This window comes from Bradyrhizobium sp. TM102, from assembly GCF_009176685.1.
In the GTDB taxonomy this organism is placed as follows: Bacteria; Pseudomonadota; Alphaproteobacteria; order Rhizobiales; family Xanthobacteraceae; genus Bradyrhizobium; species Bradyrhizobium ottawaense.
Genome location: NZ_AP021855.1, coordinates 2,402,752 through 2,427,866, shown reverse-complemented (window position 1 = coordinate 2,427,866; position 25,115 = coordinate 2,402,752). Strand labels below are relative to the sequence as shown.

Sequence of the window (25,115 nt, the reverse complement as noted above, 5' to 3'; positions counted from 1 at the left end):
GGTTAAGTGCGCGGGTCGATCTCGACGGGCCGGGCCTCATTGCACGACGTCGAGCCGGACATTGGTGATGCCCCTATCGACCATGCCGAGCGCCTCGGCCGCGGAAGGCGAGACGTCGACGACGCGTCCGCGGATATAGGGACCGCGATCGTTGACCCTGACGGTCACGAAGCGGCCGGAGGAAACGTCGGTGACGCGCAGCTTGGTGCCGAATGGCAGGGTCGGATGGGCCGCGGTCAATTCGTTCTTGTCGAACTTCTCGCCGCTCGCAGTCTCCGTATCCGAATAGAAGCTGGCAACGCCGTGCGAGGTCGCTTGCTTTGCATCGCCATCGGGAATGCGCACCCGGCTGACCGGCCTTGGATGCAGCGCCGCCACCCGGTGCGGCCGCTCGACCGCGGCCTGCCGGCCGGTGGCCGCGAGATCGGCCTTCTGGCGGCCGACCGGCGATTGCGCGCAGGCGGCGAGCGAGGCGGCCCCGACGATGGCCAGCAGCAGCCGGCTCGAGGTTGCCAGCGAAATCCGGGCAGTTTCGGCACGTGCAATGCGAGACATGATGCGCCCTCCGAACTGCACGGAATTTCGGTGGGCAATGAGGGCAGAACCTTGTCGGAACAAAAGCGGGCGTGGGGCCGCCGCCGTTTCGCGTCAGCTGTGACGATTCGACCACAGTGACGCGTCCTGAATCGGGACAGCCCGCCGCTGGCGGGCCCTCAGGATGAGGACGGAGTGTGCGGCAGCAGTCTTGACGGGCACCGATGCCGCTTAGCCTCATCCTGATGAGGAGACCGCGAAGCGCGTCGTCTCGAAGGACGAGGCGCGCGCTCAGCTGGCGGAAATGCCATATGCGATTGCCCTGACGGTGGCCGGCTCCAGCTCAGGCCGGAGGCGGGATCGCGCGCAGGACGTCCCTGAATATACCGAACTGGAGTTGAAACGCTTTCGGGCTGTAGTCCTGATAGTAACCCGCAGTCACTGCGACGACGAGATCGAGTTCCGGCACGATGCGGATCGACTGCCCGCCGCGCCCCAGCGCGCCGACCCAGGCGACCTTCCGGTCATTGAGGCGCGCTTGGCCGCGCCACCACAGATATCCGTAGGATTGATCGTCCGTCGCCTTGATCTTCTCCGCCGTCGAAGCCTCGATCCATGCCTTGGAAACGATCTGGCGGTCGTTCCAGCGACCGCCCGCAAGCACGAGTTGGCCGATCTTGGCCATGTCGCGCGGCCGCAGGCGCAATCCTCCTCCGGCATCGGTATCCCCCCTGTACCGGCCCCACGCCGTGCCGGTGATACCCAGAGGTTCGAACAAATTCTCGCGCGCAAATTCGTCGAGGGGACGTCCAGTCGCCTTGCGGATGATGGCCGACACAAGCGTGAGCGCGCCGGTGTTGTAGAAGAACTCCTGCCCTGCCGCGGCGGTCACGGGAAGACCGAGAACGTAGCGACACGGATCCCATGCCATATGCATCCGCGTCTCGTCATTGTCGTCGTCTCCCGTCGCGGGTGTCGCCTCGACCCACTTCAGGCCCATCGACATGGTGAGCACATGCGCCAGCCGGATGCGGTCCTTTTCGGGAGAACGCAAGTCGGACAGCTCGGGGAAGAAGCTGAAGATCGGCTCGTTGACGCCGCGTATCAGCCCGCGATCGATCGCAATCCCGACGACGAGAGATGCAACGCTCTTCGAAACAGACTTCATGTTGTGCAACGTATCGGCATCGAAGGCGATGGTTTCGACCCGGCGGCCGTAGATGTAGCCGGGTATCTCGTCGGCGCCCTTGAAGTAACGTTCGAACGCCAGCTTGCCGTCGCGGGCGACCAGAACTGCATGAATGTTGGCATCGCTTGATGCGAGCCGATCCCCCATCCTGCACAGCACGTCGCGGTTGACGAGCCCATCGTCGTTGACGGAGCCGGCAGGCCAGCCATCATCTCGCGCAAGCGGAACACCGCAGCCGCCAGATGGCTCCGCAGATACTGGCGGAGCGGAGAGCGGCGCCAGCGCGGCTGCCCCGAGAAGTGAAATGAACCGGCGGCGTCTCATCCAGGCTTCTCCTCATGTCCTTTGCGAGGCGGGGCAAATATCGACACGAGTCTCGCCGGACTCTGCCCCCTCCTCGAGAAGACGCGCGAACTCACGCCAATAGAGCCGTCGCCAAGTCGCCTTCAAGCTGGCGAGAAAATCGAGCTCTCGTTGCGTCAGCGTGCACATCGCGCTTCAGGCCACAAGGCCCCCCATCGGCTTGATGTCTGCGCTGCCGGGAAAGACCGTTTCCGCCAGCACTGTCTCTTCGACGCGCAAATGATCCCTCAGCAGGCCCTTGAGCACGGCGCGCAGATCGGTGGTCGGCTTGAGGTCGCGATCCTCGAACAGCTGCGCCGGCTTCAGTCCCGGCCAGTCCGCGATCACACGGCCGCCGGCGAGCCCGCCGCCGATCAGGAAGGCGACCGTGCCGGTGCCGTGATCGGTGCCCTGCGTGCCGTTGATGCGGGCGGTGCGGCCGAACTCGGTGACGACGGCCACCACCGTCTCCTTCCAGGCTTCGCCCATGTTGCTCTCGATCGCGACGAAGGCGCCGTCGAGCGCACCGAGCAGATTGTAGAGCTGGCCCGAGGCCGCGCCTTCCGCGATATGCGTATCCCAGCCGACGAAGCCCATGGCGCCGACGCGCGGGCCGTCGGGCTTGGCGAGATAGCGCGCGGCCGTGCCGGCGGCGTCTGCGAAGTAGGCGCGCACGCGTGCGATGCCCGGCGGCGCCAGGGTTGGATCGTCAGACATCGCCTCGCCCGTGCCCGGCGCCCCGCTGAGCGAAGCGAGCTTCATGCGCGCCTGCAGCACGGTCGCGAGCTTCGGGTCGGTGTGCTGGTAGAGATCGAGCAGGCGGCTCTGCGTGTCCTCGCTCGCCGGCAAGAGCCTTTGCGGCACCCACGTCATCACAGGCGCGGAGCCGCGCACCACCAGCGGCGTCACCGAGCCGATGCCGAGCGCGCGGCTACCGCGCGGGTCGACGCGGCCGCCCGATTCCAGCGCGAGCAGCGCGCGGTTGAGCCATCCCGAGCTGGTCATACCGGGCTTGACAAGCCCGCTCTCCAGCACGTCCTGGCCGTCGAAATGCGAACGCTCGCGATAGGGCGTGGCCGTGGCATGGACGATCGCCGCCTTGCCGCTCCTGTAGAGCCGGTGCAAATTCGGCATCGCCGGGTTGAGCGCGAAGAAGGCGTCGAGCGGCAGCGCCGGCGGCTTGCCGTCCAGCAGCAGCGCGCGATCGCCGCGCAAGGAGATCCAGTCGGGATCGCCGACCGGCGCGACGGCACCGAGGCCGTCGAGCGCGCCGCGCAGCACGATGACGAGCAGGCGCGGGTCGCGGCCTTCGGCGCGCGCGATCCTGGGCATCTGGCTCCATGCGAACAGCGCACCGGAGCCGACCAGAAGCTCGCGCCGCGTGGGCAGATGATTGACGCCCATGCTCACCTCCTCTGAAAATCCGCCGACATGAACAGCAGCGCCAGCGCCTGCTGCCGGCTCTCGGCGCGGCCGACCGCCTGCTTCACCTCGGCCGCGATCTCGGATGCAAAGACGTCCTCGACGATGGCTTGCGGATCGGCCATGCCGGATATGCGCTCGGCAAAATTGTTGGCGACGTCGAGCCGGCGGCCGACGCCGTCGATCCAGCTCGCTTCGTCATCCGGATATCCCTTGGGCGCGGACGGACGCCATAGCGGCTCGCCGAGCAGCTGCTGGCCGCCGGTGTAGAGGACGGGATCGACCTGCGTGATGCCGGTCGCACGCACCATGCCGACGACCCATTCGCTCGGACGCTTGAGCTTTGCCGGCGGCGCGCGCCACGCCTCGTCGGACGACACCATCGCGATCGCGATCTGCTTGAGATCGCCATCGGTCTCACGAAAACTCTTCGTCATCTGCTCGACCAGAGTGGGCGGCGGCGCGTCGGTGACGAAGTGGCGCGCGAGCTTGGTCGCGACATGGGTCGCGGTCGCCGGATGCGCGGCGAGATCGCGCAGCACGGCACGGCCCTGCTCGACATCCTCCTGCTCGTAGCGCTTACCGAGCAGGGTCTGTCCGCCGGGCTCGTGCAGCCGCGGATTGAAGGTGAACTCGCCGCCATGTTGGGGATCGGCGCCGGGCGGCACCAGCGTCCAGCCGGTCATCACGTTGGCGAAGCTGATGACGTCGTCCTGGGTGTAGCCGGTGCGCACGCCGAGCGTATGCAGCTCCATGATCTCGCGCGCGATGTTCTCGTTGAGGCCGCGGTTGCGATTGATGCCGGCCGTCGAGTTGGCGCCCATCGATTCCAGATTGTCGAGATAGAACAGCATGGCCGGATGGCCTTCGACGGCCAGCAGGAGATCGACGAAGCGGCCGAGCGCGTTGGCGCGAACCGCCTCGCGCTCATAGGCACCGGACATGCTCTGGATCTTGTTGGCCGAGATGCAGAAATGGTTGGACCAGAACCAGACCAGCCGCTCGGCAAAACCGATATCGGCCGTGAGCGCGGCTTCCGTGCGGAGCTTGGCTTCCTGCAGGTAGATCGGACGCCCTGGATCGGGAATGGCGTCGGCCGCCTGCTTCGCCGCCATCTCGGCCGCATCCTTTTCCTGGGCATAGCCCTGTGCCTGCCCCTCGGGCCGCGCCTCGGCCTGATCGCCCGAGCCAGCCGACGCCATCTGCTGCTTCTTGGCCTGCTGCTGCGCCTGCTTGGCCCGCGCGGCTCGCCGCGCATTGGCATCGGCCACGGTGCGATAGGCTTTCGCACTGGGGGGCAGAGCGCTCGCCGCGGTGAGCGCGAGCGGGCGGTCGAGCTCGGCGATCAGCGCGCCGCGCGGGTCGCTCCCGACGGCGGCGATCGATCCCGGCCGCGGCCCCATCCCGAAACGATGCAGAGCCAGCACGGCTTCGGCCCTTGCGGAATTGCTCATGGCGAATGTTCCGGCTCTAAGCTACGATTTGTAATGCTACTGACCGTAGCATTCAAGGCACTGGCCGACAAGCGGAGATTGCAGCACCTCCGTCACGACATCGGGAGCCGCCGGCGTCCCTAGAAATTCGGCCCGAGCGCAATCTTCGTGATGGTGTCGTTCCTGACGCCGATGCGCCATTCCGCCGAACCGTTGGCGAACTGGGCGATGTAGATGTCGCTGTCGAGCGCGGTGACGCCGCGGAAGGACACCGCGCGCAGCGCGCCGAGCCGCGCCAGGATCGCCTGGTCGAACGGCAATTGCTGGCGCGTGATGTCGGCCACTTCCGACGTCATGTGCGCGTAGTCCGGCTGCCCCCTGCCGACGCCCTCGATATAACGGCGCAGCATCTCCTCGCCATTGGCGATCGGAACGGCGCGGCGCGCGGCGCGGCCCGGACGCGCGCCGATAGCCGAGGCTTCGACATTGTGGAAGCGGGTCTGCCGCCCCGGCATCACGATCTCCAGACACCGTCCGGACTTGTCGGCGATCATCCAGGGATTGTTCACGGTGGTGGTGGTGAACCAGGTCATGTTGGGCCTGACGATCTGCGCCTTGCGATTGCCGTCCGCATCGAGATTGAAGACCTGGATGTCGTCGGCCAACTCGTTATAGAGCATGATCCTGATCGGCGAGGTGCCGGCGCGGCCGCGGACGCTCGCCTCCTCCGCGCAAGACACCATGCCGCCGATCTCGTCATTGCCGTCGGCGCGGAAGAACACGTCGCCGGCCTTGCCGTCCGGCTCGATCATCAGGCGAAATTCCGCGCTGCCGTTCGCGAACTTCACACCATAGATGTCATAGCCGCCGGGCCCGACGCCGCGGAAGAAGATCGATTCCACCGCGCCGAGCGCCACGAAAGTCGTTTGCATTTCGGCGAGATAGCGGTGGACCTTGGCCGCGAGCGACGCGCTCATGCGATCATAGTCCGGCGTGCCGCGGCGAAGATCCTCGATGCCGGCCAAGACCATCTCCTTACTGCCGGCCGCCGGCACCTGCTCCCTGAATCTGTCGGAGACCTTCGCGAGGCGGCGCGCGAAATCCGCCTCGACCGCCTGGGCCACCGCCGGGTCGACGCGGGCTCCCAGGCGGGCACCGAAGATGGCGCTCTGCACCAGCAGGCGCGACACTTTCGCCTGCTCGTCGCGCAGGAAGATCACGAGATGATCGCCGCGGAAGGAGAAGGCGTCGGTGCCCTCGGGGAGCACCTGCGTTGCGTCCTGGCCGGTCTCCCGCAATGAGAGACGGTCGCCGTCGCGGCGCACGGTGAGCACGCGGTTTGGCGCAATCCTGTACCAACCGACATACGGATCGAGCGATACCGGCTCGGCTACCGCCGCCGGCATCTCGGCGACACGAACCGCACGAATGTCGCGGCCGTTCATGCGCAGCGTCAGCTCGGACGAGCGGCGCTCCGCATCGAGCGCGAAGGTGATCTCGCCGGACGAGGCCGCGTAGGTGGCCGTGCCGTCATTGCCGACCGTCAGGCGCAGCCTGCGCTGGCCGGTGAGCTGGCCATAGACCTCGTCGCCCTCGCGGAAGATGGCGAACACCGAGGCCGGACCCATGGCGTAGAAATTGACGAACGGGCGGTAATGCTGGGCAGGCACCTCGCCGGCATCCGCGGCCAGTGGCACCGCGTCCGGCGTGCGATAGGCGATCATGCCGGCGGACACGATCACCACCGGAACGATCGCAGCCGCGATCCACAGCCGCTTGCGCCAGCTGACCGCGACGGGCATCGCGGCAGCCGCGATGATGCGCTCGACACGGGCGCGCACGGTCGAGGCCCGCGCCATCGCTAGCTCGACCGGCCGTGGTTTCACTGTGCTGGCAAAATCGAGCAGGATTTCCGCATAGGACAGCCGGTCGTCGATCACCTCGATCGCCTCGGCGTCGCTGATGATCTCGGCGAGCTCGGCAAGGCGCGCGAGCTGCCACCACGAGAGCGGGCTGAACCAGAACACCGCGCGGTTGAGCGATGCCAGCAGGAGGACGTAGAAATCGCGATTGGCGACATGCGCGCCTTCATGCGCGAGCACCGCGAGGCGCTTCTTCGCGTCCCAGCCGGCGAATTGCGGCGGCACCAGAATGGTCGAGCCGAAGGTGACGGGGCCGCCGACATCGCGGCTGACGCGCACGTCGGCGGCGATCATCTGCAGGCCATTCATCGGCTTTGCAGCGCGCGCCAGACGCCAGGTCAGGCAGAGCCCGATCGCGAGCCGCAGCAGCAACAGGCCGGCGATGCCGGCATAGATGATGGTGGCAATGAGCCACCAATTGATCGAGAGCCCGCTTCTGGCTTGCGGCGCGATAGCAATGCCGGGCGCGACTGGCAGCGCGGGCTGCGGCGTCTCCGGCATCGAGATGTCGGCCGGCAGAAAATCATTCGGCACGACGACCGGCAAAGGCAGCCGGGTGATCGTGAGCGTCGGCCAGTGCATCACGAAGGGCATCGCCAGCGACGCCAGCAGCACGACGACCCACGCCGTCATGTGAACGTGCGGATTGCGCACGCGAAACAGATTGAGACCGAACCAGACGACGCCTCCCAGCACAAGGGAGCGCAGTGCCGCCTCCGCCAGAGTTGCGATCATTCTTTCTTCACTCCCCTCGCCTTCTTCGCCTTGGCCACCTGGTCGGCCAGCGTGCGCAATTGCTGCTGGTCGAGCATCTTGTTGTCCACCATGCCGACGAGGACCTCTTCCATCGAGCCGTTGCAGAACCAGTCGACGATGCGCTGCACCGCCTTGGCCGCAACCCGCGAGCGCTCTTCGGCCGCGTGGTAGACATAGGTGCGTCCGTCCACGGTGTGGTTAGCATAGCCCTTTTCTTCGAGCCGACGCAGCACCGTGCGCACCGTCGATTCCTTCAGACGCCGCGACAACCGCTCGCGCACGATTTCGGCCGTGACAGGACCATGGGCCCAAACCAATTGCATGACCTCGTGCTCGAGGTCGCCCAGTTCGGGCAAACGATCGTCCATGGCGGCTTACCTTGCGGATTGAGTTTTCTTGTAACGCTACAGATTGTCGCATATGCGGCCGCGCGAGGCAACGGCGATTCCACCTGTGATGGTGGCGCCGGGCTGACCTAATAGCCGCTTGAATTCAGAAGGTCGTCATGCCCGGGCTTGTCCCGCCTGCGCGGCCGAAGCCGCTTCGGCGAGGCGAAGGCCCGGGCATCCACGTTCTTCGTGCCACGGAGCACGGCGTGGATGGCCGGGACATAGGCAAGCGGAAGCGACGCCGTCCTTCGGACGGCTATGCCCGGCCATGACGGTGTGGAGGCACTCAGTACTTCGGTTCGTACATCTGCGACTGCACCAGAGCCTTGACGTCGTTGGGCGCGGGTCCGTCGGCGAGCCCGCGTTGATAGGCGACGTCCGCGACGGCCGCGGCGATGCGGACCGAGACTTCGCGGATGCGCGGCAGGGCCGGATAGAGGCTGCCCTGCGCGAGATCCTCCTTGCCGACGCAATTAGCGAGCGTATGGGCCGCCGCCATGAACATCTCGTCGGTCACCAGCTTCGAGCCGCTGGCGATGACGCCGAGGCCGACGCCGGGGAAGATGTAGGAGTTGTTGCCCTGGCGCGGCACGAAGCTGCGGCCGTTGAGCGTCACCGGATCATACGGACTGCCGCAGGCGAACAGCGCGCGCCCCTTGGTGTAGCGATAGGCATCCTCCGCCGAGCATTCGGCCTTCGAGGTCGGGTTGGAGAGCGCGAACACGATCGGCTGCTCGTTGAGTTCGGCCATCGCCTCGAGCACCTCGGGCGTGAAGGCGCCGCCGACCGCGGCAACCCCGATGATCGCCGTCGGCTTCAGCGTCTTGATCGCGGTGAGGAAGTCGCTGATCGGCGCCTGCTCGGCATGCGCGTAGCGCAGCTTGTGGCCGGAGAGGCCCTCGCGGCCGCCGACGACGAGGCCGCGGGAATCCACCAGCCAGTTGCGCCGCAGAGCTTCGGCTTCCGAAGCACCCTCCGCCATCATGGCAGAGACCACGAGATCGGCGATGCCGGTTGCCGCTTCGCCTGCCCCTAAGAACAGGATCTTCTGATCCTTCAGCTTGCCGCCATTCACGCGCAGCGCCGAGAACAGGCCGGCGAGCGCGACCGCCGCGGTGCCCTGGATGTCGTCGTTGAAGACGCAGGCTTCATCCCGGTATTTGTGCAGCAGCTTGAACGCCGAGTGATTGGCGAAATCCTCGAACTGGATCAGCACGCCCGGGAAGGTCTTTCGCGCGGCTTGCATGAATTCGTCGACGAAGCTGTCATAGGCCTCGCCCGTCAGCCGCCGCTCGCGCAGGCCGAGATAATAGGGATCGTTCAAAAGCTCTTCGTTGTTGGTGCCGACGTCGAGCACGATCGGAAGGCACGCCTCCGGATGCACGCCGGCGCAGGCCGAATAGAGCGAGAGCTTGCCGACAGGAATACCCATGCCGTTGGCGCCGAGATCGCCAAGTCCCAAAATACGCTCGCCGTCGGTGACGACGATCAGCTTGGCCGAATAGGGCCAGTTCTTCAGAATCTCGGCGATCTGCCCGCGATCGCGCGAGGAGATGAACATGCCGCGCGGCCGCTGGAAGATCAGGCCGAATTTCTGGCAGGCAAGCCCGACCGTCGGGGTGTAGATGATAGGCTGGATCTCATCGATGTTGTCGACGACGACGCGGAAGAACAGCGCCTCGTTGCGGTCATGCAGCGCGTTCAGCGCGACGTATTTCTCCAGATCGGTCGGCAGCGTGCGCAGATTGGTGAGGACGCGCTGAGCCTGCGTCTCCATCGTCAGCACGCAAGGCGGCAACAGGCCGCGCAGGCCCAGGGCCTCGCGCTCCGCTTCCGTGAAGGCGGTGCCCTTGTTGAGCAAGGGATCGCGCAGCAATGTCATGCCTTGCGGCGAATCGGACGACGTCGATTGGGCAACGACCCGGGCAGGTCTATTCACGAATTCCCCCAAAAAGCTTCACATTGAACCGCGGACATTGTCGGCCAGCGCTCCATCGAGATCAAGGACGTAGCGACGGAGGCATCGATTGTGATCTCGCACCGCAGCGAGACTCTCGATAACGACAGGCAGTTGCACGCGGGAAAAGGTTAACGCCGCGGCTATTCCGGCTTGATATCGGCAGCCTTCACGATCGGCCACCATTTCTCGGTCTCGGCCTTCTGGAACGCCGCAAGCGCTGCGGGCGTCTGCTGCGCCGGTAGCGGAATCTCCTGCCCCAGTTCGGCAAAGCGCTGCTTGACGGCGGGCTCGGCGAGCACGGCGACGATCGCCGCGTTGAGTTTCGTGACGATGTCCTTCGGCGTGGCCTTCGGTGCCCAGATGCCGTGCCAGTAGGAGATGTAGAGACCCGGCAGGCCCGCTTCGTCGACGGTCGGCACATCGGGCGCAGATGCGAGCCGCGTCGGCGAGGTCACCGCGAAGGCCTTGATCGCACCGCTCTTGACGTGCTGCAGCGAGTTCGAGGCCTGGTCGAACATGATGTCGATCTGGCCGGCCACGAGATCGATCATCGCAGGTCCTGCGCCGCGATAGGGCACGAACTGGAAGTCGGTGCCGGTCTTGTCCTTGAAGAAGACGCCGGCGACATGCGCGCCCGTGCCGGCCCCGGCCGTCCCGGCGGTGGCCTTGCCGGGGTTGGCCTTCAGCCAGGCGATCATCTCTTTCAGGTTGTTCGCCTCGAGTGACTTCCTGCCGACGATGAGCTGCGTTCCCATCGCGATCATCGCGACCGGCTCGAAATCGGCGACCACGTCATAGGGCAGCTTGAAGATCGCCCCGTTCAGCACATGGGTGCCCCAATGGCCGATGGTGATGGTGGTGCCATCAGGGGCCGCACGCGCCACGCGCGCACCGGCGATGCTGCCGGAAGCGCCGGCCACGTTCTCGACCACGACCGTGGTGCGTAGCTCGGCGGCGATCCGCTCGGACAGGATCCGCGCCAGCGTGTCGGTCGGACCGCCCGCGGCGAACGGTACGATGAGGGTGATGGGGCGTGAGGGAAACGGCTGGGCATGGCCCGGTGCAATCCACGTCCCACATCCGACCACGGCGCACAAGACGATCACGTGACCGCGCAAGGCGGCCCATAGCCCTCGTAGCATTCCACCCACCCATTTTCATCGCCCGCATGTCGGCAGCGGGCTGGAGGCCGAGTGAACGCTGCCGGGTGCGCGGAGGCAAGCCGGAAATTTCGACCGAGCGACTATCCGGCCGCCCGCCGCGGCGTCAGATTGGCCGCGCCATCCAGCGGCGGCACGACGTGCATCAAGATGGTCTGGTTGGCGGATGCGACGTCGATGCCGTTCTGCTGGAAGCGCAGCTTCATGCGGCGGTTGAATTCGCGCTGGACCGGCCAGCGCCCGGCCTCGGTGCAGCGGATCTGGCCGACGATCGACACCATCGCGCCGTCGACCTTGTCGATGCCCCACAGATCGAGGTCGCCGCGGATCAGCGGGCGGAATTCCGGTTCGCGGCGCATCTCGTCGACGATGTCCTTGAGGATCTGGCCGACGCGGTCGGTGTCTTCCTTGTAGGCGACGTTGACGCTGACCGAGGCGTTGCCGGCGCCGCGGCTGGCATTGGTGATGGTCGTGACCGCGCTGAACGGCACGATGTGCACGGCGCCGTCGCCGGCGCGCAGACGGATGGTGCGGATCGAGACGTTCTCGACCACGCCAGACAGCCCCGACACGCTGACATTGTCGCCGACCTGGACCGTGTTCTCCAGCAGCAGGAACAGCCCGGTGATGAGGTCCTGCACCAGCTTCTGCGAGCCGAAGCCGATGGCGATGCCGACGATGCCGGCGCCCGCCAAAAGCGGCGCGACGTTGACGCCGATCTCGCTCAGCGCGGTGAGGCCGACGACGGTGGCGATCAGGCACAGCAGCGCGGTGCGCAGCATCGGCTGGAAGGTGCGCAACCGCGCGGCACGGGCGTAATGCCCGTCCCGCGACAGCGTGTTGATCTGGCGGTCTAAGAGTGCGTTGCTGGCTTCCCAGGTCGCCGCCGCGATCAGGACGGCGACGCCGATCGTCACCACGGCCGAGATCAGCCGGCTGCCGATCTGGCCGCCATAGAACCAGACGATGGCGTCCACACCCCAGACCTCGAGCACGGCCACGAAGCCGATGAAGACGATCACGCTGGAGACGATCCGGCGCAGCAGCGGCAGATAGCGGTTGGCGCGGATCTCGAGGCCCGGAAAGCGCTGCAGGATCTCCGGCCTGATGCGGAAGCCGCGGTCGATCAGGCTCAGCGTCAGCATGATGGCGACGCGCGTGATCACCGCGACCACGATGGTGCCGACGAAATATTGCAGCAGCAGCGAATAGCCGTTGCGGATGTTGAGCGCCCACACCGCCCACAGCGCAAGATCCAGTGCGATGGCGAGATAATGCCAGCCGCCGGCGATGCGGTCGCGCAGGCGGGCCGCGATGCCCTGCCGCTCGGCCGGCGCACGGATGGCCTCGGCGACCTGCCGGCGGCATTGCAGGATGATGACGACGATGAAGAGGTGAACGACCAGCATCACCATGCGGAGCAGCGCGGCATAACCGGCACGATGCAGACCGAGCAGCAGCGCCACATTGGCAAAGGCGATGCCGGAGACGCCGACGCCGACGATGCGGCGCGCCCAGATCTCGATATAGGCCGCGGTCTCGGCGCGCACCGGAAACAGGCCGAACGGCCCCGCCAGCGCCCGAACCAGGCAGATGAGCCCGCGCGAGAATGCGTAGGCGTTGACGACGGCGAGGATCACGAGGCGAACCGTCGTGGGCTCGCCGATCTCGGTGCCGAGCAGCGCCGTGGCAACGCCCACAAAGAGGACCACGGGAAGCAGTTCAAGGACGAAGCGCCCCAGCACGAAAGGCAGTCGCAGCATGACCTGCCAGACCCGCGCCAGGCTGTGGCGACGCTTGTGCAGCTCCGGTTCGGCGATGACATCCGTCACCGATGACGGCGGATCGGCGATGGGCAGCGCTTGCGCCGGCAGGCGCGCGGTCTGGGGCACGCGTCCCTCCAGGAACGCAACCGGACGGCGGATCAGGCGGAAGATCACCCATTCGGCCGCGAGCGCGCAACCGAGCACCAGCGCGAGCTTCCAGGCGATCTCGATCAGGAGATTATAGGCCGCTGGATCGTTCGCGGTCCGCACGATCCAGTAGTAGAAGGCCGGGAAATGCGTGAGCGTCCGCGCCACGCTGGCGATCTCGCTCGAAATTTCGCCGATCTCCTCCGACACCGAGAGCAGCAGCTGCGCCCCGAGGCCGTCGGCCGAGAGCGGGATCGGCGACTTCTGCTCCGGCGCGGGCGGCGCAGGCTGCTGCTGACCGGACGCACTCGCGATCGCGCGCAGCGTATCGATCATCTGCGCGCGCTTCTTGTCGTCCTGGAGCGTCTCCAGCGCGCGCCTGGCTTCGTCGGGCGACAGTGCGGCAGCGTTATTCGTCGCCGGCCGAGGCGTTTCGGCGCGGACACCGGAAACAGAGAAGATCGCGAGGAAGAGAGCGGCGAGGACCGCCGGGGCAAGCTTATGCGACACGAGGATTCCCTGGAAAAAATGAATGAGCCGGCGGCGTCGGGACCGTCACCGCCGAAGCACATGCGTCATGTCGGATCGCAGCTATTCGCCCGGGGCCTGTGTCGGAAGTAGGCCTTTGAGGCGACATTCTCTTGGCATTTGCCGCAATGCGAAGATCGGGAACCGCAACATCGGCGCAGGTCAGTTGCCTTGCAATTGCGCTGCCGCCATCCTTCGAGGCGCGCGCTCGGGCCGGCCGACCTGCCAAGCAACACCCTCCGTCATTCCGGGAGGCGGCCCGGAATGACGGCAAGGAGGAAGGTGGAGGAGAAAGGCAGGATGTCAAAACCACCTGTCGCGGTCAGCCTCGTCACGGCCATCCGGACACGATCGATGTGATGCAAAATACAGCGCCGGGAAGGTAGGGGCTATGCCTCACTGATGCAGCCCGCTAAACCTTGACCCGGCGTGCCGTTCGCGGTTTTCCGCCGCTATGCGATAGTCCGAACGAGCTCCATCGCACTTAACGCGGCTGGATTTGCGGAGGTGGAGTCATAGACCTCCCCTTGCTCATGAGGTGGACGTTGCGCGTCGCTTGTTGCGACCATCGGCATGCTCCTCCTGTGCCACAACACTGTCAAGCGGGATCAATGATGTGAGGGATCACATTTGAATGTGCCGGTTCCCTGGATAGGCATGGTGACATCAAGTCCCTGTTTTGCCCCGCCGCGTCAACTCGATTTCGCAAAATCAGCATTCATATGACACCCGCCGCCAAGTCATTGATTCCGCTGCGCCCGGCTACTGTGCATGGGGTCGTTTTCGTGGTTTTTGTCTGCGGCCTAGAGAAACATGTCGGCCAGGTCCACCGTCGAGGCCATCCCGACCCGGTCGAAGTTGCGCGCCAGCCAACTTCGCGCCGCCGAACGGCCCTCGTCGCGCAGGCGGCACAACAGGCTCCATTCGGGATGGAATTGCGTGGCCGTGCCGAGCTGCGACATCAGCTGGTCGTTGCCGATCCAGTGCATGTACATGCGGCTGTGCTTGCCGCTGTCGAGCTCGCCATCATCGATCAGCCGTGTGGCGAAGGCGATCGCGCGCATCTCGCGCATCAGGGACGAATTGAAGCTGATCTCGTTGATGCGATGGAGGACGTCGGCCGCGCTCGTCGGCAGCTCGTCGCGCCGGATCGCCGTGACCTGCACGACGATGACGTCGTGGCTGCCCTTGCGGTAGATCAGCGGAAAGATCGCGGGATTGCCGAGGTAGCCGCCGTCCCAATAATGCTCGCCGTCGATCTCGACGGCCTGGAAATAGGGCGGCAGGCAGGCCGAGGCCAGCACGGTCTCCGCGGTGAGATGCGGGCTCTGAAATACCTTGATCTTGCCGGTGCGGACGTTGGTCGCGTTGAGGAACAGTTGCGGCGCCTCGGGCGAGGAATTGAGCCGGTCGAAATCGACGACGCGCTGCAAGAGCGACCGGAGCGGATTGAAATGAAAGGGATTGAGCAGACCCGGCGGCAGCGTGTGCGTCAACGTGTGGATGACGGCGTGAACCGGATGATATTCCGGCGGCAGCTTCAGGGCCTGGATCCACTGGTTCAACGGCGACATCAAATCGTACGCCATGTCCATGCGAGACACTTCGTACCAGAATGCGTGCAGGCTCTCCCGCGCGGCCTCCGCACCCCCGTGCGCCATGCCGGAAGCCATCGCCACCGCATTCATGGCGCCGGCACTGGTCGCGCTGACCGCCTCGATCGCGAGCCTGCCGTCTTCGAGCACCTGGTCGAGCACGCCCCAGACGAAGGCGCCGTGCGCGCCGCCGCCCTGGAGCGCGAAATTGACGGTCTTGCGGTCGGCGGTCCGATTGGCTGTCACTTTGCTTTCTTCTTGCCTCCCGTCCCCTCTTTCTCCAAGGCCTTGCGCACTTGCTCGAACTCGGTCACCGAGGCCTTGTCGGCGCGGGGGAAACGCAGGTCGAGCTTTTCGAGCGCGGCATTGATCACCGAGCCGATCACGACGCGCGCGAACCATTTGTGGTCCGCGGGCACGACGTACCACGGCGCATGAGGCGTCGAGGTGTGCCGGACGATGTCCTGATAGACCGCCTGGTAGCGCGGCCACAGCGCGCGCTCCTTGATGTCGTCCATGGAGAACTTCCACTGCTTGGCCGGATCCTCCAGCCGATCGAGGAAGCGCTCGCGCTGCTCGTCCTTGGACACGTTGAGGAAGAACTTCAGCACCACGGTGCCGTTACGGCAGAGGTAGCGCTCGAACGCCGAGATGTCCTCGAACCGCTCCTTCCAGATGTTCTTGGTGACGAGCTTTTGCGGCAGCTTCTCCTTGGCGAGGATCTCCGGGTGCACGCGCGTCACCAGGCATTCCTCGTAATGGGAGCGGTTGAAGATGCCGATATGGCCACGCTCGGGCAGCGCGATCGCGTGGCGCCAGAGGAAATCGTGGTCGAGCTCCTTGCTGCTCGGCGCCTTGAAGGCATGGACCTCGCATCCCTGCGGATTGATGCCCTCGAAGATCGCCTTGATGGCGCTGTCCTTGCCGCCGGCATCCATGGCCTGGAACACGATCAGCAGCGACCAGCGGTCCTGGGCATAGAGCTTCTCCTGAAACCCGATCAGCCGCTTCTTGTTGGCGTCGAGAATCGCCAGCGCCTTCTCCTTGTCGAGATCGCCTTTCTCGTCGGTCTTGTGCGCCTTGAGATGAAACTTGCCCGAGCCGTCGTAGCGGAACGGCGTGATGTAGCGGTCAAGTTCCTGGGCGAGCGATTTGGACGGCTTCTTGCTCATGAGCGCGGGGCACCTTGCGTTGCGGCTTCAATCGGTCGAGCACGCTACCAAGGATGCCCTTGGGAAGGAATATGATGAAAAGGACCAGCAGCACGCCATAGACGAGGTTGTCCCAGCCGACCGCCTTGGTGCCGAAGCCGATGCGAAGGGTTTCCGCCAGCAGGATGGTGATCACGGCGCCGAAGGTCGGGCCGAGCGAGACGAACAGGCCGCCGACGATGGCTGCGAACACCATCTGGAGCGATACCGCGATGCCGCTGACGGTGTCGGGCGTGATGAACATCTGGTACTGGCAGTAGATCGCGCCCGCAAGCGCCGTCATCAGGGCACTGAGCAGCGTGATCTTCAGCTTCTCCGCGGTGACGTCGACGCCGGCGGCGGCCGCTGCGTCCTCGTCCTCCGAGATCGCCTCCAGCGCGTAGCGGCTCATGCTGCGGTCGACCCAGTGCCAGACCACGATGCCGAACAGCCAGACCCCGAGCGCAATCAGATACCAGGTGATCTTGTCGTCGAACTGCAGTGCCAGCAGCTTGTTGCCCGAGGTTCGATTCGGCGTGTATCCGAGCGAGCCGCCGGTGTAGTCGCGCGTCGCCGTGATGACCTGGAGCACGATGCCTGACAGCGCCAGCGTCACCAGAACGAAATAGTGTCCGGTGATGCGGAAGCGGAAGCAGGGGTAGCCGACGATCAGCGCCAGTGCGCCGGCCGCGACCATGCTGACGGGAATGCCGATCCAGGGCGACACGCCGAGGTGGTTCCAGAGCAGCGCGGTGACATAGGCGCCGATCCCCATGAAGCCGCCATGGCCGAGCGAGACGAGGCCGAACCGCCCCATCATCGACCACGACGTATAAGCGAACGACCAGATCAGGATCAGCACCAGGATGTGCAGATGATAGGGATCGCGATAGACGAAGGGCAGCGCGACCAGCGCCGCCAGCCCAATCCCCCATGCTGCAAGCCGCCGTTGCTCGATCATCCCTTGCCCCATCATCGGCGCCTCGCGAGCAGGCCCGCGGGCCGGATGAACATCATGACGATGAAGAAGGCGAAGGCGAGCACATAGCCCCATTCCAGATCGGAGAACAGGCCGCCGAGCGAGATGATCTCGGCGAACACGAAGGCTGCGATGAAGCCGCCGATGAAATTGCCGAGTCCACCGAGCACGCAGATCAGAAAGGTGATCGGCCCGAAGGAGAGGCCGACGAAGGGATGCACGTCATATTGCAGCACCAGGAGGCAGGCGGCGAGCCCGGCCAACCCGCCGCCGATTGCAGAGGTGATGAGATAGATCCGCTTGGTGTCGACGCCCATCAGCGCCATGATCTGCCGGTCCTGGGAGATGGCGCGGATCGCGGTGCCGGTGAAGGTGCGGGTCATGAACAGATAGACCGCGACCATGCCGACCAGCGCCGCCAAAAATGACAGGAGTCGCGCGTAACTAAAGTTCATGTCGCCGAGGGCGAGCACCGGCAGGCGGATGCCGAGATTGCGGAAGTCGATGCCGAAGGCGACCGTGGCAAAGCTCTGCAGCACGAACAGCACGCCGCCGGTGGCAAGCAGCTGGTTGATCGGCGGCGCGGTCAGCAGCGGCGCGATCACGAGGTAATGCAGCGCCGCGCCGAGGATCGCGACCAGCAGGATGGTGAAGGGGGCGGCGACGAAATAGCTGACGCCGTAATACTGCACCATGAAATACATGGCGTACATGCCGATCATCACCAGCTCGGCATAGCAGATCCAGGTCACGTCGATGACGCCGAAGATCAGGTTCAGCCCGAGCGCGAGCAGCGCCAGCACGCCGCCGAGCAGGATGCCGTTGATCACGGCCTCCAGCAGGTAGATGTCGAAGATGTCCAAGAATGCCTGCATGCCCCCTCACACCCCGAGATACGCTTCCTTGACCGTGTCGCTCGCCAGCATCTCGGCGGACGTGCCGGATGCCCGGATGGTGCCCGCCTCGATCAGATAGGCGCGATCGACCACTTTCAGCACCTGCTGCACGTTCTGCTCCACGATCAGCACGGTCAGCCCGCTGGCGCGGATCCGCTTCACCAGCTCGAACACCTGCTGCACCACGACCGGCGCCAACCCCGCCGAGGGCTCGTCGAGCAGCAGCAGCTTTGGATTGGACATCAGCGCGCGGCCGATCGCGCACATCTGCTGCTCGCCGCCGGACATGGTGCCCGCCATCTGGTGGCGCCGTTCCTTCAGGCGCGGAAACAGGCCGAACACCACTTCGAGCCGATCGGCATAGTGGCTGCGCGCCTCCTTCATGAAGGCCCCCATCTTGAGATTGTCGTCGACCGAGAGCTGCGGAAACAGTCGCCGGTTCTCCGGCACATGCGCAATCCCGAGGCTGACGATCTTGTGCGGCGGCGTTGCCACGACGTCGGTCCCCTCCATCCGGATCGACCCGCGCGAGGGCCGGATCAGGCCGGAGATGACACGCATCAGAGTGGTCTTGCCGGCGCCATTGGGGCCGATGACGCCGACGGCTTCGCCGGCCTTCACGTCGAGATTGACATCGAACAGCGCCTGGAACGTGCCATAGCCGGCATTGACGGCGCGGAGCTCCAGCATGCCTAGCCTCCCGCGCGGCGGCGCGCTTCGGCGGCCGCGGCCTGCGTGGTCTCGGCATCGGTGCCGAGATAGACCTCGATGACGCGCGGGTCGCCCGCGACCGCGCTCGGCAAGCCTTCCGAGATCTTCTCGCCGTGATCGAGCACCATGACGCGATCGACGACGCGCATCAGCACGCCCATGATGTGCTCGACCCAGATGATGGTGATGCCGAGCTCGTCGCGGATGTTGCGCAACATGTCGGCGGCCTGATCCATCTCGGTTTCGTCGAGACCGCCGAGGCTCTCGTCGGCCAGCAGCAGCTTCGGCGCCGTGGCGAGCGCTTTCGCAAGCTCGAGCTTCTTCAACCCCGCTGCGCCGAGACCGTCGACGCTGGCATGGCGATCGGTCGGCAGGCCGACCATCGCGAGTGACCGTTCGGCCGCTTCCTCGGCCTTGACGCGGCTGTGGCGGCCCTGGCCGTAAAAGCCGGCGAGCGCGACGTTCTCGAAGATGGTCAGGCGGCGGAACGGCCGCGGAATCTGGAAGGTGCGGCCGACGCCGCTGTTGATGATCCGGTGCGGGGCGAGGCCCGCGATCTCGGAGCCGCCGAACACGATCGAGCCCGATGTCGGCGCCAGCGTGCCGGAGAGCATGTTGAAGATCGTGCTCTTGCCCGAACCGTTGGGGCCGATCAGGCCGAGGATCTCGCCCTGATCAACCCGAAACGACACGTTGTTGACGGCGGTGAAGCCGCCGAACCGCTTCACCAGCCCACTGACCTCCAGCACCAGAGCACTCCGCCGCTATTGGTTGCTGTAGGTGGTGCCTTTCGGCAGCGGCAGCACGGCTTCGCGCTGCGCCTGGCTCTTCGGCCACACCACGGAGGATTTGTCGTCGATGTACTGGATCACGACGGGGAACGAGCGCTCGTTCTGCCCGGCCATGGGGCTGCCCTCGCCGTAGAACTTCACGCCGAAGCCGAGCATGGTGCCGCCTTCGGGGATGTCGGTGTCGAGCGCCGCCTTGCGCAGCGCCTCGGGATCGACGCCGCCGTACTTCTTGATCGCGCGCGGCAGCACGTCGGCCATGAACACGTAAGTATTGGACGCGCCGATGCCGACATGGGCGGAGCGGATGGCAACCCCGGGCCTGATCTTGTCGAACTCCTCGCCGACCATCTTGATCACGGGCGGAAGCTTCGGATCCATGGTCTTCTGGTTGGCGAGCCAGATCGAGATCGGGTCGGTGTTGAAGATGTAGGTGGCATCCGCCCCCATGCCTTCCTTCAACTTCTCATAGACGCCGTAACCCGCGCCATGCCCCATCAGCGCGCCGAACTTCAGGCCCTGCTCGCGGGCCTGGCGGAGCAGCAGCGTGATGTCAGGGTTGTAGCCGGTGTGGAAGATCACGTCGGGCTTGGCGCGCTTCAGCTTGGTCACCAGCGCGGAGAGATCGGGCGCGGTCGCCGAATAGCCCTCCTTCATCACGACGTTGAAGCCGGCTTTCTTCGCGCCTGCTTCGTTGCCCTTCGAGACGTCGACGCCATAGGCGCCGTCCTCGTGGATGATGGCGACGCGCAGGTCCTTTGGCTCCTTGTCGAACTTCGCCTTGGCGTTCTGCGCGATGAAGTCCATCGTCATCATGCCGAACTGGTCGCCGCTGGCCTGTGGGCGGAAAACGTATTTGTAGCCCTTCTCGTTGAACACGGCGGACGAGATGCAGGTCGTCATCCACATGAACTTCTTGAGCTGCTCGACGCGAGCGGCCACCGGCACGCACTGCGCCGAGGAGAAGAAGCCGAGCACCATGTCGACCTTCTCCTGCTCGAGCAGGCGGACGGATTCGTTGATGGCGATGTCGGGCTTGCTCTGCGCATCGGCATAGACCGCCTCGATCTTGTAGCCTTCGACGCCCGTCCTGGCGAAATGGTCGAGGATGATCTTTGCGCCGATATAGCCGAGTTCGGAACCGCCGCCGGCCAGAGGTCCGGTCAAATCAAAAACGACGCCGATCTTGATCTTCTTGTCCTGAGCCTGGGCGGCCACCGCCAGGCTCGTCGCGGATATCACGATCACCAGCCCACGTACCAATCGGGCAGCCATGCGCAGGCGCATCAAAACCTCCCTGGACGATTGTGCATTGCATTCGTCTTGCTTTTGGTTGCCCCCATCACATGGGCAGAGCGCAGGGATGTCAAGCCTCGCGCATCAGCGCGAGGCGAACTGCTGCTCGATAAAGGCCGTGACAAATCGCGGCATGGTCGGCGTGAGATCACCCATCCCGCGCACGAGATGAATGGCCGACAATTCAGGCTCGTCCTCGCGGGCGAGATTGGCTTCGATCCGGGCGCGAGCCTCGTCGCCGGGCATATCGAGGTTGAGCACCTGCATCATCGCAATCGCGGGGCCGCTGACGACGCAATACCAGTCCGGCTCGGCCTCATAGTCCGCCGCCGTCAAGCCGGTCTCTTCCTGAATTTCGCGCACGACGCTGCCGGGAATGTCCAGCGTCCCATCCCTGACATCGTCGAGATCGGGCGTCCCCGACGGGAAATAGATGCGCCCCGCGTTCGCGGTGTGCTGCGCCATCTCGCCCATCAGGAAGGCGCCGTCGGACGTGCGCAGCGCGCCCATGCCAAACCCGTTGAACACGGGCGCGCCGGGAAAGCCCCAGTCGCGCCAGGCAAGGAAGCTTGCGAAATCGGTCTCGAAATAGGTCGAGGCGAAATGGCCGTCCGTGAACACGGGATCGCACCCGAGCAGGACGCGGCCGTTCCAGATCTTCGGCCGTTCGCGCTGCTTCTCGGCGAAATGCGCTGCGATCTCGTCGCGACGCTCTTCGGCGAACGGCCAGACGATCGGCCGCACGGCAAGAGCAAGCGTCGTGACGCGATGAATGATCGGTGACGTCATGAGGGGGCGACTATCACGCCTTCGCGTCAGCTATTTGGCGTTCCCCGTGGTCTTCCTGGCCTGCTCGACGTACCTGTTGGTGAAGGTCTTGCTGACGTCGATCTTGGCGTTGGCCACCTCGGGCGAGCCGACGCTGAACACCGCGAGCACGGCGTCCGCGCCCTTCGGGTCCATCTTGCCGGTTTCAGAGAACATCGGGATCGTGTTCTTCAGTGCGGCGAGATAGAGATCCTTGTTCTTGCCGACCGTCTCCTCCGGCATCTTCGCCATGATCTCCTCAGGCGAATGCGAATGGATCCAGGCGAGCGTGGCGAGGATCGCGTTGGTGAGCGCCTGGGTCTCCTTCTCGTGCTTGGCAACCCAGGCCGCGGTCGAGTACAGCGCGCCGCCGGGATATTCGCCACCGAAGGTCTCGAGCGTGTCCTTCTGCGTGCGGGTGTCGGACAGGATGCGCAGATCCTTGTGGCTGCCCTGGAGCACGGTGACGGAGGGGTCGAGCATCACGGCCGCGTCGATCTGGCCCTGCTCCATCGCGGCGACCGCGGTGGCGCCGAGGCCGACGCCGATCACGGCGGCGCTGGTCGGATCGATGCCGTTCTTCTTGAGCATGTACTTCAGAAAGAAGTCGGTGGAGGAGCCGGGCGCGCTGACCCCGACCTTCTTGCCGGCGAGATCCTTGACCGACTTGATATCGTTGGTGCGCGAGGGCGCCACCACGAGCACGAGGCCGGGATAGCGGTCATAGACCACGAAAGCCTGGAGCTCCTGCTTCTTGGCAGCCAGATTGACGCAATGGTCGAAATAACCGGACACGACGTCGGCGCTGCCGCCGAGCACGGCCTTGAGCGCGTCCGAGCCGCCCTTGAGGTCGACCAGCTCGACATCGAGGCCGGCCTTGTCGTATTCGCCGAGCTGCTTGGCCAGCACCGTCGGCAAATAGCACAGGCAGGAGCCGCCGCCGACCGCGATGGTGACCTTGCTTTGCGCCGCGGCAAATCCGGTGGTGAGCGTCAGTGCGAGCAGTGCCGCGGCGAGCCTGGCAATCGTGTTCTTCATTGGTTTCCTCCGTTCGGCCGGCGGCACCATAGAGCAGCGCGACGGGCTTGAGAAGCGTGGCCTAAGGCACTGGCCATCGGCCTTTTGGCGCAATAGCATGCGGGTACAACAACAAACTCGTGATGGGGAGATCATCCATGAATCGCCTTGCAATCGGGCTGTCGATCGCCGCCGCCTTTGCCGCCGGATGCGGCGCGAACCAGCTGCTCCGGCCGGCGCTCGCCGCCGAGAACATCACCGCGCAGATCATCCACACCGGAGAGATGGAAGGCGATGCGCTCGGGGCCGCCAACAATGTCGGCTACCGCTCAAAAATGTTCGCGAGTGCCGACGGCGCCACGATCTCGATCCAGGTCGGCAATGTGCCCAAGCACATGCATCCCAACACCAACGAGATCCAGTACATTCTCGATGGCACCGGCACGATCTGGCTCGGCGACAAGGAGGTCACGGTGAAGCCGGGCGACCTCGTCATCATTCCGAAGGGCACGCCGCATGGCGGCACCAAGCCGATCAGCGGACAGGTCAAGGCGATCGCAATCAAGACGCCGCCCCAGGCGCCCGACGACACCAAGCTGCTGGATTGAGGCTTCGCGACCGGGGGCCCGCGCCGATACGCGGGTCCCGCCTCGCGCCTAGCCTCGCCCATCCGATGCGGTCGGCCGCCACACCAACAGGCGCCGCTCCACCAGCGTGACCCCATAGTCGATCAGGATGACGAAGGCCGACAGCACGAACATGCCGGCGAATACGCCGGCGACGTCGAACACGCCCTCGGCCTGCTGAATGAGATAGCCAAGGCCCGCCGCCGAACCCAGATATTCGCCGACGACCGCGCCGACCACGGCAAAGCCGACCGAGGTGTGCAGCGAGGAGAACATCCAGGACAGCGCCGACGGCCAATAGACGTGCCGCATCAGCTGCCGCTCGCTCATGCCGAGCATGCGGCCATTGTCGAGCACGGTGCGGCTGACCTCCTTGACGCCCTGATAGACGTTGAAGAACACGATGAAGAACACCAGGGTCACGCCGAGCGCGACCTTGGACCAGATGCCGAGCCCCAGCCACAGCGCGAAGATCGGCGCCAGCACCACGCGGGGCAGCGCGTTGACCATCTTGACATAGGGGTCGAATACAGCTGCGACCAGCGGCTGGCGCGCGAACCAGAAGCCGACCAGCACACCACCGGCCGATCCGATCACGAAGGCCAGGATCGATTCCGCCAGCGTGATGCCGAGATGCTTCCAGATCACGCCGGAGGCGAACCATTTCACGATCTGGCTGAACACGTCGAGCGGGTTGGAGAAGAAGAACGGCGGCAGCAGGATCTTGCCGAACACGGGGACGGTCGACAGCACCTGCCACAGCACGATGCAGACGACCGCGACCAGGACTTGGAGCGCGAACAGCGTCGGACGCGACATCAGACCGCCTCCGCCGCTTGGGTGGATTGCGCGTAGCCCTTCATCACCTCGTCCTTGAGCACGCTCCAGATTTCGCGGTGGAGCGCGTGGAACTCCTTGTCCAGCCGCACCTCGAAGATGTCGCGCGGGCGCGGCAGGCTCACGCGCCAGTCGCCGATGATGCGCGAGGATGGCCCCGCCGACATGATCACGACGCGGTCGGCGAGCGCGATCGCCTCTTCGAGATCATGGGTGACGAACAGCACGGCCTTGCGGTCGGCATTCCAGAGATCGAGCAGCAGATTGCCCATCACCTGGCGGGTCTGTGCATCCAGCGGCCCGAACGGCTCGTCCATCAAGAGGATTTTTGGATCGCCGATCAGCACCTGCGCCAGCGCCACGCGCTTGCGCTGGCCGCCCGAGAGCATGTGCGGATAGCGACCCGCGAACGCGCCAAGGCCGACGGAGGTCAGCCATTTCTGCGCGCGCGGCAGTGCCTCGGCGCGCGGCGTGCCCTTGATCTCCAGCCCGATCGCGACATTGTCGAGCGCGGTCTTCCACGGGAACAGCGCGTCGGCCTGGAACAGGTAGCCGGCATCCCGGTTCAGCCCGGCGAGTGGCCGGTCGAATATCCTGACGCTGCCCGCGGCCGGCTTCAGCAGCCCGGCCGCGACGTTGAGCAGCGTGGACTTCCCACAGCCCGTGGGCCCGACAATGGCGACGAACTCGCCTTGCGCGACCGCAAGATGCGCCTTCTCCACCGCCGTATAGACCCGCCCGTCCCCGAGCCGGAACGCAACCTTGGCATCTTCCAGCGCCACTGCCGTTGGCGTTGACATATGTTCCCTCCGAACTTGGCCCGAT

General features: G+C 65.3%; 21 protein-coding genes. 1 reads left to right on the top strand and 20 read right to left on the bottom strand.

Annotated elements, in window-relative coordinates:
- Positions 1-36: 36 nt before the first annotated feature.
- The 18 genes from GDN70_RS11415 to GDN70_RS11330 form a co-directional block, all read right to left on the bottom strand.
- A complete protein-coding gene (locus GDN70_RS11415) occupies positions 37-555 on the bottom strand; it encodes a septal ring lytic transglycosylase RlpA family protein (RefSeq protein ID WP_038947599.1) in 519 nt (172 codons plus the stop codon).
- A gap of 322 nt (positions 556-877) precedes the next feature.
- Positions 878-2,047 (bottom strand): serine hydrolase, encoded by a 1,170-nt coding sequence (locus tag GDN70_RS11410; RefSeq protein WP_028145419.1) that lies wholly within the window; start codon positions 2,045-2,047, stop codon positions 878-880.
- Between the two features lie 174 nt (positions 2,048-2,221).
- On the bottom strand, positions 2,222-3,469 hold the full coding sequence (locus GDN70_RS11405) for a DUF1501 domain-containing protein (protein ID WP_038947600.1): 1,248 nt from the start codon (positions 3,467-3,469) through the stop codon (positions 2,222-2,224).
- Positions 3,470-3,471: 2 nt separating this feature from the next.
- A complete protein-coding gene (locus GDN70_RS11400; protein ID WP_095426112.1) occupies positions 3,472-4,941 on the bottom strand; it encodes a DUF1800 family protein in 1,470 nt (489 codons plus the stop codon).
- A 119-nt stretch (positions 4,942-5,060) separates the two neighbouring features.
- Positions 5,061-7,577: a M56 family metallopeptidase gene (locus GDN70_RS11395; protein WP_152102526.1), complete on the bottom strand. Its 2,517-nt coding sequence runs from the start codon at positions 7,575-7,577 to the stop codon at positions 5,061-5,063.
- Complete coding sequence (locus GDN70_RS11390) at positions 7,574-7,966, bottom strand: BlaI/MecI/CopY family transcriptional regulator (RefSeq protein ID WP_028145423.1); 393 nt, start codon at positions 7,964-7,966, stop codon at positions 7,574-7,576. The genes GDN70_RS11395 and GDN70_RS11390 overlap by 4 nt, the downstream gene beginning before the upstream one ends.
- A 307-nt stretch (positions 7,967-8,273) precedes the next feature.
- A complete protein-coding gene (locus GDN70_RS11385) occupies positions 8,274-9,869 on the bottom strand; it encodes an NAD-dependent malic enzyme (protein ID WP_244625897.1) in 1,596 nt (531 codons plus the stop codon).
- A gap of 218 nt (positions 9,870-10,087) precedes the next feature.
- On the bottom strand, positions 10,088-11,089 hold the full coding sequence (locus tag GDN70_RS11380; RefSeq protein WP_152102524.1) for a tripartite tricarboxylate transporter substrate binding protein: 1,002 nt from the start codon (positions 11,087-11,089) through the stop codon (positions 10,088-10,090).
- Between the two features lie 101 nt (positions 11,090-11,190).
- The gene (locus tag GDN70_RS11375) at positions 11,191-13,530 is read right to left on the bottom strand and encodes a mechanosensitive ion channel domain-containing protein (RefSeq protein WP_152102523.1); all 2,340 of its coding nucleotides are present in this window, start codon (positions 13,528-13,530) and stop codon (positions 11,191-11,193) included.
- 821 nt (positions 13,531-14,351) lie between these two features.
- Positions 14,352-15,389, bottom strand: a complete 1,038-nt coding sequence (locus tag GDN70_RS11370; protein WP_038971198.1) for a patatin-like phospholipase family protein — start codon at positions 15,387-15,389, stop codon at positions 14,352-14,354.
- Complete coding sequence (locus GDN70_RS11365) at positions 15,386-16,315, bottom strand: polyphosphate kinase 2 family protein (RefSeq protein ID WP_028145428.1); 930 nt, start codon at positions 16,313-16,315, stop codon at positions 15,386-15,388. Before GDN70_RS11365 ends, GDN70_RS11370 begins: the two co-directional genes overlap by 4 nt.
- Positions 16,275-17,294, bottom strand: coding sequence for a branched-chain amino acid ABC transporter permease (locus GDN70_RS11360; RefSeq protein WP_370093429.1), 1,020 nt, complete (start codon positions 17,292-17,294; stop codon positions 16,275-16,277). The genes GDN70_RS11365 and GDN70_RS11360 overlap by 41 nt, the downstream gene beginning before the upstream one ends.
- An 11-nt stretch (positions 17,295-17,305) precedes the next feature.
- Entirely contained in the window at positions 17,306-18,187 is an 882-nt protein-coding gene (locus tag GDN70_RS11355; RefSeq protein ID WP_028145430.1) for a branched-chain amino acid ABC transporter permease, read from the bottom strand.
- A 6-nt stretch (positions 18,188-18,193) separates the two neighbouring features.
- A complete protein-coding gene (locus GDN70_RS11350; RefSeq protein ID WP_038971199.1) occupies positions 18,194-18,898 on the bottom strand; it encodes an ABC transporter ATP-binding protein in 705 nt (234 codons plus the stop codon).
- A gap of 2 nt (positions 18,899-18,900) precedes the next feature.
- Positions 18,901-19,668, bottom strand: coding sequence for an ABC transporter ATP-binding protein (locus GDN70_RS11345; protein ID WP_028145432.1), 768 nt, complete (start codon positions 19,666-19,668; stop codon positions 18,901-18,903).
- A gap of 15 nt (positions 19,669-19,683) precedes the next feature.
- Positions 19,684-20,994 carry an ABC transporter substrate-binding protein gene (locus GDN70_RS11340; protein WP_038971200.1) on the bottom strand — a complete coding sequence of 437 codons (1,311 nt, stop codon included), beginning with the start codon at positions 20,992-20,994 and terminating at the stop codon, positions 19,684-19,686.
- A gap of 93 nt (positions 20,995-21,087) precedes the next feature.
- Positions 21,088-21,792, bottom strand: a complete 705-nt coding sequence (locus tag GDN70_RS11335; protein ID WP_028145434.1) for an NUDIX hydrolase — start codon at positions 21,790-21,792, stop codon at positions 21,088-21,090.
- Positions 21,793-21,822: 30 nt separating this feature from the next.
- Complete coding sequence (locus GDN70_RS11330; protein ID WP_028145435.1) at positions 21,823-22,848, bottom strand: ABC transporter substrate-binding protein; 1,026 nt, start codon at positions 22,846-22,848, stop codon at positions 21,823-21,825.
- A 137-nt stretch (positions 22,849-22,985) separates the two neighbouring features.
- Between GDN70_RS11330 and GDN70_RS11325 the strand changes: the two genes are divergently transcribed.
- Positions 22,986-23,435 (top strand): cupin domain-containing protein, encoded by a 450-nt coding sequence (locus GDN70_RS11325; RefSeq protein ID WP_028145436.1) that lies wholly within the window; start codon positions 22,986-22,988, stop codon positions 23,433-23,435.
- A 48-nt stretch (positions 23,436-23,483) separates the two neighbouring features.
- Here GDN70_RS11325 and GDN70_RS11320 read toward each other — a convergent pair whose 3' ends face one another.
- On the bottom strand, positions 23,484-24,272 hold the full coding sequence (locus GDN70_RS11320; protein WP_038947610.1) for an ABC transporter permease: 789 nt from the start codon (positions 24,270-24,272) through the stop codon (positions 23,484-23,486).
- Entirely contained in the window at positions 24,272-25,090 is an 819-nt protein-coding gene (locus GDN70_RS11315) for an ABC transporter ATP-binding protein (RefSeq protein ID WP_028145438.1), read from the bottom strand. Before GDN70_RS11315 ends, GDN70_RS11320 begins: the two co-directional genes overlap by 1 nt.
- Positions 25,091-25,115: the final 25 nt, after the last annotated feature.